Source organism: Mesoterricola silvestris, assembly GCF_030295405.1.
GTDB lineage: Bacteria > Acidobacteriota > Holophagae > Holophagales > Holophagaceae > Mesoterricola > Mesoterricola silvestris.
Genome location: NZ_AP027080.1, coordinates 1,487,041 through 1,499,968 on the forward strand (window position 1 = coordinate 1,487,041; position 12,928 = coordinate 1,499,968).

A 12,928-nucleotide genomic window follows, 5' to 3' on the forward strand; every position below is an offset into this window, starting at 1 on the left:
TGGGCTGCCGGTGAGTCTCAGTCTGGTCTAGACTTGCGGCAGGAGTGCCCATGAAGCTGGTGACCTTTCTGCACAACGGCCAGGAGCGCATCGGCGCCGTAACGGGCGGCGGGCGCGTCCTGGACTTCCACGCGGGCGACAAGCGCCTGGCGGTGGACATGCTCACCCTCATCCGGCGCCAGGACGCCCTCATGCCCCTGGCCCGGGCCCTGGCCGCCGAGGCCCCGGCCTCGGCCTTCCTGGAGGTGGGGCAGGTGACCTTCCTGGCCCCGGTGCCCAGGCCCGTGTCCATGCGGGACGGCTACGCCTTCCGCCAGCACGTGGCCACCGCCCGGCGCAACCGTGGGCTGGAGATGATCCCCGAATTCGATCTCTTCCCCGTCACCTACTTCACCAACCACCAGGCGGTGGCGGGCCCGGGCCCCGTGGAGGTGCTGGACCACCACCTGCGGCGCCTGGACTACGAACTGGAGGTGGCCGCCGTCCTGGGCCGCCCCCTCAAGAACGCCACCCTGGCCCAGGCCGACGAGGCCATCTTCGGCTTCATGGTCATGAACGACTGGAGCGCCCGGCACCTGCAGATGGAGGAGATGAAGCTTAGCCTGGGTCCCTGCAAGGGCAAGGACTTCGCCACGAGCCTGGGGCCCTGGCTGGTGACCTGCGACGAGCTCCCCCTGGAGCCGACGCCCCAGGGGCGCGTCCTGCGGGCGCGAATGACGGCCTCGGTGAACGGGCGCCTCCTCAGCGACGGCGAGGCCGCCTCCATGAACTGGACCTTTGCGCAGATCCTCCAGCGCACGTCGTACGGCGTGCAGATGCACCCCGGGGAGGTGGTGGGCAGCGGCACCGTGGGCACGGGGTGCCTCCTGGAGCTCAACGGCTCCAAGGTCACCGACGACCTGTGGCTGAAGGACGGAGATTTCGTCGTGATGGAGGTGCAGGGGCTGGGGCGGCTGGAGAACACCGTGACCCGGGCCGAGGGCATCGACCTCCCGCCCGAACTGGTGGCCCTGGGGCCCCGGAGCCCGCTTCCGTGAGGACCATCCTTCCGGCGGACCTGGATCCCGCGGCCACCAACGCCCTGCTCACGGGCGGCGTGGCCCCCAGGCCCATCGCCCTGGCCAGCACGGTCTCCGGGAGCGGCGTGAGGAACCTCTCGCCCTTCAGCTTCTTCAACGCCTTCGGGAGCAACCCCCCCATGGTGGCCTTCGCCCCCAACCGCCGGGCCCGGGACGGCACGGTGAAGGACACCTACCGCAACGCCACCGCCACGGGCGAATTCGTCATCGCGGCGGTGAGCTTCGCCATGCTCCAGCAGATGAACGTGGCCAGCGGGGAGTACCCCGCCGAGGTGGACGAATTCCTGAAGTCGGGCCTCACGCCGCTGCCCGCGCTCAAGGTGGCCCCGGCCCTGGTGGGGGAATCGCCCTTCCAGATGGAATGCCGGCTGCACCGGGAGGTGGAGCTGGGATCCGGCCCCGGGTCGGGCCTCATGCTCATCGGCGAGGTGCTGGCCTTCCACGTGCGGGAGGACTGCCTGGACCTGCATCCGGACCGCCTGGACCTGGTGGGGCGCAACGGCGGGGCCTTCTACACCCGGGCCTCGGGCAAGGCCATCCTCCAGGTGGCCAAGCCCGTGGGCCGGCCCCTGGGCTACGACGCCCTGCCCGAGGCCCTCAAGCGCAGCCGCATCCTCACCGGCAACGACCTGGGCCGGCTGGCCAACTCCCCGGAACTCCCCGATCCCCGCGGCGCCCAGCCCCTCCGGGGCGATCCCGCGGACCCCGAGGGGCTGGAGCGGGCCATCCACGCCGCGCTCCAGCGGGAGGACCTGCCCGAGGCCTGGCGGCTCGTGGGACGCCGTCTGGAGATCTGATCCCCCGGAGTACCGGAACGACCTTTCTTCGCCAGGATGGGGGCCTCATCCCCTTCATCCCCTGCATCGGCGTTCATCCCTGTTAAGCAGGGCCAGCGATGGCTTGGGTCGGCGCACGCATGAGCCTACCCAACGAAGCCTTGGCCCTGCGCAACAGGGATGAACGCCGATGGAGGGGATGAACAGGATCGGGATTTCTCAATACAGATGCAGGAAGGAGATCATCCCGTTCACGGTGCGCACGCCCTTGACGTCGCTGTGGAGCCCCGCGCCCAGATCCACCCGGATGGTCGTGAACCACCAGAATCCGGGCAGGTCCCCGGCGATCTTCAGGCCGGTGAAGCCGTAGGTCTTCTGGTCGGTGAGGCTGTGGGCCCGCCCATGGTTCAGGCCCAGGGTCAGGCGCAGATTGGGCCCCGTGGGAAAGGCCAGGGACACGCCCCCGTAGACCATGCGGTCCGCCACCACGGCGTAGGGCTTGATCCCGGAAACCCGGCCGTCGAAGCTGAGGGGGGAGAAGCGGTCGAAGAATCTGCCTCCCCCGAAGCCCACTTCCGAATTGAGCCAGACACCCTTGGCCGGCTCCACATCGTACCCCGCCGCCCCCTCCCACCGGGTGAACCGGCCCTCCCCGGGCAGGGGCTGGACGGCCCCCGGCGCCCCGAAGTCCCCCTGGGGGCGCCGCCCTTCGCCGTACTTGGAGCGGATCTGGAACCCCTTGTGCTGCCAGGTGAGCTGGGCCGACCCCAGGAGGGTCCAGCCCGAAGGCGGGTTCAGGAAGCCGGGGGTCCGGTACTTGTCCTTGGGGGTCGAAAAGAGATCGTGGGTGAAGTTCCCCAGGGCCTCCAGGCGGAAGCCCGCCCCCAGGTCCCGCCCCAGGCCCAGTTCCACCAGCTGGCTGCGCCGGTCCACGCCCTCCTTGTCCTCCTGGCGGCCGTCCTTCACGGGCCGCTCGGTGCCGCCGAACAGGGTGAGCACCGCCTGGGAGGTGAGGTCCAGGCCCAGGAGGGCCTTGGACACCGTGAGGTTGAGGCTGTTCCAGACCCCCGCGGTGAGGAGCGAATACTGGATGCCCCGGTCCAGGGCGTTGAAATCGAACATCAGGAGGCCCGCCAGGGGCATGACGGGGGGCTCCATGCCGGGCACCACCAGCACCACGCCCCCCACGGCCTTGGCGCGGCTGCTGGCCCGGGTCTCCAGGGCCCGGCTCCCGTCGGCCTGCTTCACCAGGTAGCGGTAGCCCTCCCGGGTGTTCTGGAGGAGGCTGCCCTTGCCGTCCCGGGCGGCGGCCCGGGCTCCGTCGAAGGCGGGGTCGTTGAACCGGCAGGCGGAGTAGGCGATGTCCCTCAGCACCTGGCTGACCCCGCCCGTGGCCACCCAGCGCTCGGCGGTGTGGATCCGGGCGATCCTCCAGATGCCCGGCGCCATCTCGCCGTAGGTGATCACCCGGTCCTCGCTGCGGACGATGCCCGGCAGGCCGGAGCGGCGGCTGCGCTCCTCCAGGATGCGGCCCGAGGCCTCCTCCACCGTGAGCTCGCCGGTGTAGAGCAGGGGATCCCGGTCCACCGGGGCGAACCGGAGGATGCGCCGCCCGGGTCCCGCGGGTCCGCCGTCCGCATAGCGATACCGTTCGGTGAGGGCCAGGGCCACGGGGGCCGCCAGGCTGGTGCGGGCCTCGATCACCGGGAACTGGGCGCCGCCCCCCACGTTGGCCTTGACGCCGTTGAAGCGGAGCTCCTTCCGGAGCAGTTCCTCGGGCTCTCCCGCCTTTTCGAAGCCCTCGAAGAGGTACCCCAGGTCCGCGCTGCCCCCTTCGCCCTGGAAGTGCAGGTCCACCGTCACGGCGGACCAGGCGCTGCGCACGGCCGCGAGGTTCCGCGCGGCCGTGGCCCGCACACGGGAGAGGAGGGCCCCCACGTCGTAGGCCTCCCGGTCCACCACCTGCACCTCGTTGCGGTCCGCGGGGACCGGGGCCGGGCGCCAGGCCTCCTTCCGGTAGACCCAGCGGAGCACCGGGCCCGCGCCCCGGGGGCGGAGGGTGATATCGCCGAAGCCCCCTTCCATGTCGGCGCGGCCCCGGGGCAGGGACTGGGCGAGCTGCGCGCTGGGGGTGCCGGCGGGCACCTCCAGCCGGCCCCCGTCCCCCAGGAGCTGGCCCGCCAGGGGCCCGGGATCCACCGGGGCCCAGAGGGTCCAGGGCCGGCCCGGGAACTGGGCCTGGGCCGCGGCGAGGATGGTCGGCCACCGGCCCGGATCGCCGCCCAGATCCGCCGGCACCAGGGCCCCGCCGTCCACGGCCCCCCAGGCGTCCTCGTCCAGGATGGGGGCGGCCCCCTCCTGGTAGGCCACGAACAGGCGCAGGCCCGGGAAGCGGGCCTTCGCGGCCTGGCTCGCCGCCAGGAGCATGCGCACCCGCTCCGCCCCCGGCGGCAGCAGGATGCGCAGGGACCCCGCGCCCGCCAGCGGCTCCAGGTACGTCTGCCAGGCCCTGCGCGCGGCCTCCGTCCCGGCCACGTCCCTCGTGTCGCCGGTCACCAGGGTGGCCACCGGGGCGGCCCGCAGATCCAGGTCCACCGGCCGCGCGGCGCCCGTCCCCAGGGGAGGCGGCGCGTCCTGCCCGAAGGCCATGACCGTGGCGAGCGCGAAGGGAAGGCAGGAACGCATGCGGACTCCAGAAACCGGGCGGCGCCCGGATCCTTGAGGATCGATCGGGGACCTTAAGGTAGGCTTAAGGCCGGGAGGGCAGGCTGGTCCTCTGCCGTGAAGGGAATGCCATGGGTCGAGGCGTCCGCGTCCTCCTCGTCGAAGATGACGCTCAGCTGGGCAAGGCCCTGCTGCGGTCCCTGGTGCAGGCCGGGTACGAAACCCGGTGGGCCAGGACCCTGGCCGGCGGGGACCTCCTCCTGCGCACCCAGGCCTTCGAAATCCTCCTCCTGGACCTGGGCCTTCCCGACGGATCGGGCCTGGAACTGCTCCGGGCCCTGCGCAGGCGCCAGGACCGGACCCCGGTGCTCATCCTCACCGCCCAGGATTCCGTCCAGGACCGGGTGCGGGGCCTGGACGAGGGGGCCGACGACTACCAGGTGAAGCCCTTCGCCGTCCCCGAGCTGCTCTCCCGGATCCGCGCCCTGGTGCGCAGGAGCGCGGGCTTCGCCGCCCGCCGCTGGGTGATGGGGGACCTGGCCCTGGACCCCGAGGCCCGCACCGTCACCCTCCGGGAGGCCCCGGTGGACCTGGCGCCCCGGGAATTCCAGGTGCTCCACCTCCTGTCCCTGAACGCCGGGCGGGTGGTGACCCGGGCCCAGCTGGAGGAGACCCTCTTCGCCCTGGGCGCGGAACCCGAGAGCAACGCCATCGAAGTGCACATCCACCACCTGCGGCGCAAGCTGGGCGCCGAGCGGATCCGCACCGTCCGGGGCCTGGGCTACCTGCTGGAGGGGGCGTGAGAAGTTCGCTCTTCCGCCGGGTGGCCTGGGCCCAGGCCGGTTCCCTGGGGGCGCTGGTCGTTCTCCTGCTGGGCCTGGAGTTCGGGTCCTCCTTCCTGGGGTACTCCTCGGATTTCGACCAGACCATGCGGCCCTACGCCATGGGCCTGGCCCTGCTGCTGGCCGACGAATCCGACCCGCGGCGCATCGAGGAGGTGGCGCGCAAGATCCAGGACCTGGATGAGCGCACCACCTGGCCCGCGGGCGTGCGCCCGGCGGGCTACCAGGCCTACTACCAGGTCCTGGACGCCCGGGGCGCCATGCTGTTCCGCACGGCGGGGACGCCCCCGCGGCCCTACACCAGCCTCGGACCCGGGTTCCACGTGGTGCGGGTGGACGGGAGGCGCACCCGGGTGCTGGTGGAGGACGCCGCCAACGGGCGCATCCGGGTCATCATCGGCGAATCCCTTCCCCTGCGCCGCGCGGCGATCCTCCGGTCCATGAGGATGCTGCCCGTGTCCTACCTCCTGATCCTCCTGCCCATGGTGCTCTTCACCTGGGTGGCCACCCGCCGTGCCCTCCGGCCCCTGCGCCAGCTGGCCGACGCCGTGGAGGCCCGGGCCGCCACGGATCTGGGGCCCCTGGACCCGACCGTCGACCTGAAGGAGGTCCGCCCCCTGCTCTCCGCCCTGAACCGGCACATGGCCCGGGTTTCCGGCCTGATCGAATCCCAGCGGCGCTTCGTGGCCGACGCGGCCCACTCCCTGCGGACGCCCCTGGCGGTGCTGGGGGCCCAGGCCCACGCCCTGGTCCAGGCCCCCGGTCCCGGGGAGCGGGAGCAACTGGGCGGCGAGTTGCGGGCCGGCATCGAGCGGGCCACCTCCGTGGTCCACCAGCTCCTGTCCGTGGCCCGCCTGGAAGGCGCCGGCCCCGACCCCGTCACCGCCACGGTGGACCTGGCGGAACTGGCCCGGGAGCGGGTGGCCCTCCTGGTGCCCCTGGCCCTGCGCCGGGGCCAGGACCTGGGCGTGGAGGGCCCCGACCACCTCCCCTGCCGGGCCCACGGCGCCATGCTGGCCACGGCCCTGGACAACCTCCTGGAGAACGCCCTGCGCTACACCCCCGAGGGAGGCGTCATCACCCTCCGCCTGGGCCGGGACGGCGCCCGCTGCTGGTGCGAAGTGGAGGACGACGGCCCCGGCATCCCCGATTCCTTCCGGGAACAAGCCTTCGACCGCTTCGCCCGCGCCCCCGGCGCCCCCGGCCACGGCGCCGGCCTCGGCCTCTCCATCGTCCGCAAAGCCCTCGACCTCCACCACGGCACCGTGAGCCTCCTGGATCCCCCCGGCGGCCGTGGCCTCCGGGTCCGGATCGAGATCTAGGCGGCGGATAGGTCCGGGTCCCACCGTCGCGCCCCGTTCGGTGACGCAGGCAAGCTGCGTCACCGGAAAGCGTCCACCCATGGGTCACGGTTGAGTGTTCGCACGCTCCAGCTCCGCTGAGCGGAACCCCTTGGGAAGGCCAGGGCTCCCCGGCCCGGCCTATTCCCCATCCTCCCGCTTCAAGTGCCCCCGATCCCAACCCCATCCGCGCCGACGCTGATCACCATTCAACGTCGGCGCATCCCCCAGTCCGACCCCAGCCCTCGCAGCGGGCCCTCCACTCCCTAGGCCCATCCGGGAGTCCCCGCGCTCCACCTGCCGCACCGCCCCTCGAAGCCGGAGCGTGCCAACACCCACCCGTCACCCCTGGGCGGACGCTCTCCGTTGACGCAGCTTGCCTGCGTCAACGAACGGGGCGAAATGGTGGGACCCGCCCCCTAAATCCCAGCCAGGAACTGCTTTGCCTGTTGCCCCTGGGTGCTCTCCGGGGCGATCTCCACGATCCGCGACCAGACTTTCCTGGCGGCGGGCTTGTCGTTGAGGTTGGTGGCGTACACGATGCCCATGTTCAGCATGCTGGGCAGGTGCTGGGGGTTGATCTTGGTGGCCGCCTTGAAGTTGGCCAGGGCCTTGTCGTAGGCCTTCAGTTCGCGGTACATCACCCCCTGGTCCGTGAGGATGTCGGCGGCCTTGGGGTTCGTGGGGTCCAGGGCCAGGGCCTTGGCGTAGGCGTCCACGCTGAGCTGGGGCTGGTGGGTGTCGAAGTAGTCGTTGCCCAGCAGGACCAGGGCGTCGAAATCCTTGGGGTTCTTCTCCAGGGCGGCCTTGGTGGCGGCGATGCGGGCGAAGGCGTCCACCTGGCCCATGGCCATGGGGGGCATGCCGGCGGGAGCGGCGGCGGGGGGCGGCTGGGGGGGGTGGGTGTGGCCTCCGGAGGTGGTGAAATAGACACCCGCCCCGTAGCCCAGAAGGAAGCCGGCCACGAGCCCGGTCCCCAGACCGATCAGGATGTTGCGGTTCTCCACGATGCCTCCAACCCGGTAGAAATGAACGGATTGGAATTCTCTCATGAAGCGATGGAACCTGCGAGCGGGTCTATTTCCAACTGCTCCAGTAGGCTTCGTTCTCCACGGCGGCCGCGGCGGGGGTGGCTTCCAGGGGGTGGAAGGCGTCCACCATGACGGCCACCTCGTCCGTGCGGTCCTTCAGGCGGGAGGCGGGGATGGCCTTGGGGTGGGGCCCGTGGTGGATGCCCTGGGGATGCCAGGTGACCATGCCGGGCCCGATGCCCTCCCGGCTGAAGAAGTGGCCGTCGGAATAGAAGAGCACCTCGTCGTAGTCGATGTTGGCGTGGTAGAAGGGCACCCGCATGGCCCCGGGCTCCTCCTCGAAGGGGCGGGGCAGGAAGGTGCAGATGACGAAATTGCGCCCCAGGAAGGTGCTGTGGGCGCTGGGGGGCAGGTGGTAGCGGGGGCTCACCACCGGGCGGATGTCCTTGACGTTGATGCGCCACACCGTGAGGTCGCCCTTCCAGCCCACCACGTCGTTGGGGTTGAAGGGGTAGTAGACGCGGGTGATGGCGTTGCGGCGCTTGATGTGGACGGCCCACTCCCGGTCGGGCTCCGCGGGGGGCTCCAGGTCCGGGGTGTCGATCATGGCGGGGTCGAAGATGGCGTTGGGCCCCAGCTGGTTGCGGTCCGGGATGGTGATCTCCCCCGCGCTCTCGATGAGCAGGTAGGCCTGGGGCCCGGCCGAAGGCAGGAAGCGGTAGGTGGTGCCCCGGGGCAGGACCAGGTAGTCGCCCCGGGCGTAGTCCAGCACCCCGAAGGTGGTCTCCAGGCGCCCGGCCCCCGCATGGATGAAGTAGACATCATCCCCGTCCGCGTTGCGGTAGAAGAAATCCATGGCGGAAGGGGCCACCCAGTGCAGGGCCACGTCCTCGTTGCGCAGGAAGCACACGGGCTCGAAGGGGCCCCCGGGCTCCAGCCGGTTCAGGTCGTAGCTGCGGGGCCGGAGGGGGCCTTCGATGCGGGTCCAGGCGGTGACGGGGTGGGTGCGGTACAGATGGCTCGTCCGGCCGAAGAACCCCTGCCGGGCGAACTCCTCCTCGAAGGTGCCCTCGGGCAGGTCCACGTGGGCCTGCCGGGTGACCCGGCCCTTTCGCAGGGGGAAAAGACTGGATTCATTGGTCAATTTCATGGCGGCACCGGGCTTGGGGGGGAGTCGACCCCAGCAGTGTAGCGCCGAAAAAACTCCGCGGCGAACCTGTCTCAATCTCGTCGCGGGCTGCTATGATCCTGGGTTCCTCCGCACGGAGTCATGAATGACCAAGACCAGCTTCGCCCTTTCCACCCCAACCGGCCGGGCCGCCACCAACCCACTGGGCATCGAGCGCATCGACCATTTCCAGATGACCGGGGTCCTGGACCGGCTCGAACCCCTCTACCGGCGCCTGGGCTTCTCCCGCGTGGCCTCGGGCAAGGCCCCCTGGGGCCGCCTCGTGCACCTGCGCCAGAACCGCATGGACGTTCTCATCCTGGAGGCCGACGACACGCACTGGGCCGGGCGCTACTTCCAGGCCCACGGCGAGGGGGTCTGCGCCCTGAACTTCCAGGTGGCCGACCTGGACGCGGCCCTGGCCTCGGCGCGCCGCAGCGGCGCCAAGGTCATGCTGGAGCCCGAGACCCACCACCACGGCGACGGCATGCTGCGCTTCGCGGCCATCAAGGGCGTGGGCGACGTGCTGAACTACCTGGTGGAGCGCACCGGCGAGGTGCGGCCCTTCTGGTCCTTCCTCCACGCCGATCCGGGCCTGCCCCTGTGCGAACCGGGCCTGGTGCGGGTGGACCACCTCACCAACAACGTCGGCCCCGGGGAGATGGACCCGCTGGTGGACTTCTACGAGCGGGTCTTCGGATTCACCGTCACCCGCACCTTCAACATCCGCGGGCACCTGGGCACCGGGCTCAATTCCAAGGTGGTGCAGAGCGCCAACGGCCGGGTCATCATCCCCATCAACGAACCCACCGACGCCAAGAGCCAGATCCAGGAATTCGTGAACCGCCACGGGGGCCAGGGCGTCCAGCACATCGCCATGTCCACCAACGGCATCCAGGAGACCCTGGCCGTGCTGAGGGCCCAGGGCTTCCAGTTCCTGAAGGTGCCCGCCACCTACTACGAGCTGCTCCCCGGGCGCATCGAGAAGGGCGGCTACAAGGTGACCGAGGACCTGGCCGAAATCGAAGCCATGGGCATCCAGGTGGACGGGGACGCCACGGGGTACCTGCTGCAGATCTTCAGCGAGGACCAGATCGGGCCGCTGTTCTTCGAGATCATCCAGCGCCGGGGGAACATGGGCTTCGGGGAAGGGAACTTCCAGGCGCTGTACGACTCCATCGAACTGGACCAGCGGCGCCGGGGCGTGCTCTAGTTCAAGGTTTCCGGCCCACCCCGTATATCGCTACCGAACCCAATAGATGGCTTTTCCATGAATCGTGAAGTCCGGCTCCTCGGCCGGGAACGGGCTGAATTCGACGGCTGATCCCCTGTATCCTTTGCATCCATTTCATCCCTGTTCCCGCAGGGCCAGCGATGAGGTGGGGCGGCGCGTGGCTGATCTGCAAACGCCGACCCATCCCCGCCTTGGCCCTGCGGGTACGGGGATGAAATGGATGGACAGGATGCATGGGATGAAAGAAGGGATCACCCTCTGGCTCTCCCGTGGCGTCTGAAATTCGATAGGTTATTTCCGACGAGTTGCCCCGATGGAAAATCCGCGGGATGGTCTTAGGCTTTGATTAGGTGGGGGGGCGGAACGTCGGGCTAGGGTTCTCCGGGGCCGGCCGATCCTTCCAGGTCCTCCCTGAGGGCCATCCCGGCCTCCTGCTCCCTTCGAAGATTCTCCCGGATGCGGCGGGCCTTGGCGCGCTGCTCCGGGGTCAGGATGGCATCCAGGTCCACGGCCTGGGCGTGGCGGTCCAGGAGCTCCTGGAGGCGGGCCTCGGCGGCGGCGGCGTGCAGGGCGCGCAACTGGGGCGCGGTGGTGGCGGGGTCCTCCACGGCGGCGCGCAGGGCCTCCTCCGCCTCGCGCCCGGCCCTGGGGGCCTTCGGGCGCCGTGCCAGGACGGCGCGGCAGGCCTTCATCTGGTCCGGGGTGAGGCCCAGGGCCTCCAGGGGCAACCCGGGACCGGGGCGGCCCATGCCTTCGGCGCCGGGCGGGCAGGGCGGGGGGGGCTGCTGGGCGCAAAGGCCCCCCGCCAGGGCGAGGGTCAGAAAGGTGGTGCGGATCATGGTGCCTCCTTTCCCCCAAGGTGCGCCTCCGGAGCCCCCAGGTCACGGGTTCGCGGCCAATGGCGCGGGGCCGCCGCCCTGCGTCCCCCGGGCGCCGCCGGATGGATCAGAGGCCCAGCCGCTCCCGCAGGCGCGGCGCGCCGCCCCGGCTCGCCTCCAGTTCCCCGCCCCCGGCCAGGCGGATGATGGCGCGGCCGCCCGACGAGGGGCGCAGGCCGATGACGGCCTCCGGGCGCACCAGGAGGTGGCGGTGGATGCGCAGCATGCCCGCCATGGGGAAGGCCGCCTCCACTTCCCCCAGGGAGGTCCACTGGGTGCGCATGCGGGCCCCGGCGTGGGCGTAGACCACCTCGTTCTCCACCTCGAAATGGGTGGTCTTGGCCAGGTCCACCAGCACGACGCCTTCCCCGGCCTGCACCGGGTAGCGCAGGGGGCCGTGGTGCGGGGCGGGGGCCGCCAGCGCGTGCACTTCGGAGCCCTTGCGGGCCTCGATGCGCTTCAGGGCCCGCTCCAGGCGCGAAGCGGTGATGGGCTTGAGGAGGTAGTCGGTGGCCTCGGAATCGAAGGCCTCCACCGCATGCTCCGGGAACGCCGTGGTGAGCACGGCGGGAATGCGGCCCTCCACGGACCTGAGGATGGCCAGGCCGTCCAGGTTGGGCATGTGGATGTCCAGGAACAGCGCGTCCACGTCCTGGGGCCGCCTGAGCCACTGGGCGAGGCCCCCGCCCTCGGCGAAGGTGGCCACCACGTCGCATCCCGCCTCCTGCAGGAGGCGCACCAGGCGCTTGCTGCTCAGGGCCTCGTCCTCGGCCACCACCACGCGCAATCGGCTCATGCCTTCTCCTTCCATCGCACTTCCGCCACGGTCCAGGCCTCATGCTGGGCGAGGGTGAAGGCGCCGGCGCCCTCCATCCACAAGTCGAGGCGGGCTTCCAGGTTCGCCAGGCCCACGCCCTTCGGGGGGGCCGGCCCCAGGGCCCTGCCCGTGTTGGCCACCACCAGCGCAAGCGACCCGTCCCGCCGGGCGCAGGCGATGCGAAGGTCGCCGCCCTCCTCGCAGGGGCTGATGCCGTGCTTGATGGCGTTCTCCACCAGGGGCTGAAGGAGGAGCGGGGGCAGGATCACCGCGTCCGCCCAGGGCGGCCACTCCCAGGCAACCCGCAGGCGGTCCCCCAGGCGCATCTGCTCCATGGCGAGGTAGGCCTCCACCAGGAGGCGCTCCTTGAGCAGGGGCACGAAGTCCGCTTCCGAATGGCGGGTGAGCATGCGGTACAGATCCGCGAGGCGCGCGATCATCTCCTCCGCGGCCAGGGGGTCCTCGTGCACCAGCTCCGAAAGGCCGTTGAGGGCGTTGTAGAGGACGTGGGGCTCCAGCTGGTTCTGGAGGGCCCGGGACCTGGACTGGCGCAGCAGTCCGGCCATGCTGCGCTCCCGGGATTCCGTCGCCTCCTTGTCGGCGAAGACCCACCCGAACACCAGGGCGAAGGTCAGGTTCACCAGCGCCAGCCCGAAGACGGGCGGCGTGCGGGGCCCCCGGGGGTCCCTCCCGTGGCCGCCCTGCGCCGGGGGCGGCCCCTCGGGGCCGGCCGCGGGGGGAGGCTCGCGCAGGTCCCGGGGCCCCCTGGGTTCCATCGGCGCATTCAGGCCCAGGACCAGGGCCACCCACACCGCGTTGAACAGAAGGGACTGGACGATGCCCCGCCCCAGCCCCGCGATGGGGGCCTCGTCGCCGGTCCACTGCCAGGGCAGGGGGGAAAAGGCGAGGTGCCCGAAGAGCAGGATGAAGGGGAAGGCGATCTCGGCCACCGAGACCCCGGAGGGGCCCAGGGCGAACCGGAACAGGCAGAACATTCCCCCGACCAGGAGGATGATGGCCAGATTGGCGCGGTTGGTGACGCGCTGGACGATGGTCGGGATGATCCGTTCCTGCCGCATGGGGTTCCCCGGGTTCGGGC

At 71.1% G+C, this 12,928-nt stretch carries 11 protein-coding genes; 5 read left to right on the forward strand and 6 right to left on the reverse strand.

The window, feature by feature from the left end:
- Positions 1–50: 50 nt before the first annotated feature.
- Both R2J76_RS06175 and R2J76_RS06180 read left to right on the forward strand, forming a co-directional pair.
- Positions 51–1,037 (forward strand): fumarylacetoacetate hydrolase family protein, encoded by a 987-nt coding sequence (locus R2J76_RS06175; RefSeq protein WP_316414939.1) that lies wholly within the window; start codon positions 51–53, stop codon positions 1,035–1,037.
- Positions 1,034–1,876, forward strand: coding sequence for a flavin reductase family protein (locus tag R2J76_RS06180; protein ID WP_316414940.1), 843 nt, complete (start codon positions 1,034–1,036; stop codon positions 1,874–1,876). Before R2J76_RS06175 ends, R2J76_RS06180 begins: the two co-directional genes overlap by 4 nt.
- 198 nt (positions 1,877–2,074) lie before the next feature.
- Here R2J76_RS06180 and R2J76_RS06185 read toward each other — a convergent pair whose 3' ends face one another.
- Positions 2,075–4,540: a hypothetical protein gene (locus tag R2J76_RS06185; RefSeq protein WP_316414941.1), complete on the reverse strand. Its 2,466-nt coding sequence runs from the start codon at positions 4,538–4,540 to the stop codon at positions 2,075–2,077.
- A gap of 110 nt (positions 4,541–4,650) precedes the next feature.
- Between R2J76_RS06185 and R2J76_RS06190 the strand changes: the two genes are divergently transcribed.
- Both R2J76_RS06190 and R2J76_RS06195 read left to right on the forward strand, forming a co-directional pair.
- Positions 4,651–5,322, forward strand: a complete 672-nt coding sequence (locus tag R2J76_RS06190; protein ID WP_316414942.1) for a response regulator — start codon at positions 4,651–4,653, stop codon at positions 5,320–5,322.
- A complete protein-coding gene (locus R2J76_RS06195; RefSeq protein WP_316414943.1) occupies positions 5,319–6,683 on the forward strand; it encodes a sensor histidine kinase in 1,365 nt (454 codons plus the stop codon). Before R2J76_RS06190 ends, R2J76_RS06195 begins: the two co-directional genes overlap by 4 nt.
- Before the next feature lie 437 nt (positions 6,684–7,120).
- Here the strand turns inward: R2J76_RS06195 and R2J76_RS06200 are convergent, their stop codons facing one another.
- Both R2J76_RS06200 and R2J76_RS06205 read right to left on the reverse strand, forming a co-directional pair.
- Positions 7,121–7,708: a tetratricopeptide repeat protein gene (locus tag R2J76_RS06200; protein ID WP_316414944.1), complete on the reverse strand. Its 588-nt coding sequence runs from the start codon at positions 7,706–7,708 to the stop codon at positions 7,121–7,123.
- A 70-nt stretch (positions 7,709–7,778) separates the two neighbouring features.
- Positions 7,779–8,882, reverse strand: coding sequence for a homogentisate 1,2-dioxygenase (locus R2J76_RS06205; RefSeq protein ID WP_316414945.1), 1,104 nt, complete (start codon positions 8,880–8,882; stop codon positions 7,779–7,781).
- Between the two features lie 124 nt (positions 8,883–9,006).
- On the opposite strand from R2J76_RS06205, the gene hppD reads away from it, so the two are divergent.
- On the forward strand, positions 9,007–10,113 hold the full coding sequence (gene hppD, locus R2J76_RS06210) for a 4-hydroxyphenylpyruvate dioxygenase (RefSeq protein ID WP_316414946.1): 1,107 nt from the start codon (positions 9,007–9,009) through the stop codon (positions 10,111–10,113).
- A gap of 392 nt (positions 10,114–10,505) precedes the next feature.
- Here the strand turns inward: hppD and R2J76_RS06215 are convergent, their stop codons facing one another.
- The 3 genes from R2J76_RS06215 to R2J76_RS06225 form a co-directional block, all read right to left on the reverse strand.
- Positions 10,506–10,973: a Spy/CpxP family protein refolding chaperone gene (locus R2J76_RS06215; protein ID WP_316414947.1), complete on the reverse strand. Its 468-nt coding sequence runs from the start codon at positions 10,971–10,973 to the stop codon at positions 10,506–10,508.
- Between the two features lie 106 nt (positions 10,974–11,079).
- The gene (locus R2J76_RS06220) at positions 11,080–11,808 is read right to left on the reverse strand and encodes a LytR/AlgR family response regulator transcription factor (RefSeq protein WP_316414948.1); all 729 of its coding nucleotides are present in this window, start codon (positions 11,806–11,808) and stop codon (positions 11,080–11,082) included.
- Complete coding sequence (locus R2J76_RS06225) at positions 11,805–12,908, reverse strand: sensor histidine kinase (RefSeq protein WP_316414949.1); 1,104 nt, start codon at positions 12,906–12,908, stop codon at positions 11,805–11,807. The genes R2J76_RS06220 and R2J76_RS06225 overlap by 4 nt, the downstream gene beginning before the upstream one ends.
- Positions 12,909–12,928 lie beyond the last annotated feature (20 nt).

Excerpts from the sequence above, each read along its gene's own strand:
- R2J76_RS06175 (WP_316414939.1), top strand. The coding sequence starts at position 51 with ATGAAGCTGGTGACCTTTCTGCACAACGGCCAGGAGCGCATCGGCGCC.
- R2J76_RS06220 (WP_316414948.1), bottom strand. The coding sequence starts at position 11,808 with ATGAGCCGATTGCGCGTGGTGGTGGCCGAGGACGAGGCCCTGAGCAGC.
- R2J76_RS06225 (WP_316414949.1), bottom strand. The coding sequence starts at position 12,908 with ATGCGGCAGGAACGGATCATCCCGACCATCGTCCAGCGCGTCACCAAC.
- R2J76_RS06190 (WP_316414942.1), top strand. The coding sequence starts at position 4,651 with ATGGGTCGAGGCGTCCGCGTCCTCCTCGTCGAAGATGACGCTCAGCTG.
- R2J76_RS06185 (WP_316414941.1), bottom strand. The coding sequence starts at position 4,540 with ATGCGTTCCTGCCTTCCCTTCGCGCTCGCCACGGTCATGGCCTTCGGG.
- R2J76_RS06215 (WP_316414947.1), bottom strand. The coding sequence starts at position 10,973 with ATGATCCGCACCACCTTTCTGACCCTCGCCCTGGCGGGGGGCCTTTGC.
- R2J76_RS06205 (WP_316414945.1), bottom strand. The coding sequence starts at position 8,882 with ATGAAATTGACCAATGAATCCAGTCTTTTCCCCCTGCGAAAGGGCCGG.
- hppD (WP_316414946.1), top strand. The coding sequence starts at position 9,007 with ATGACCAAGACCAGCTTCGCCCTTTCCACCCCAACCGGCCGGGCCGCC.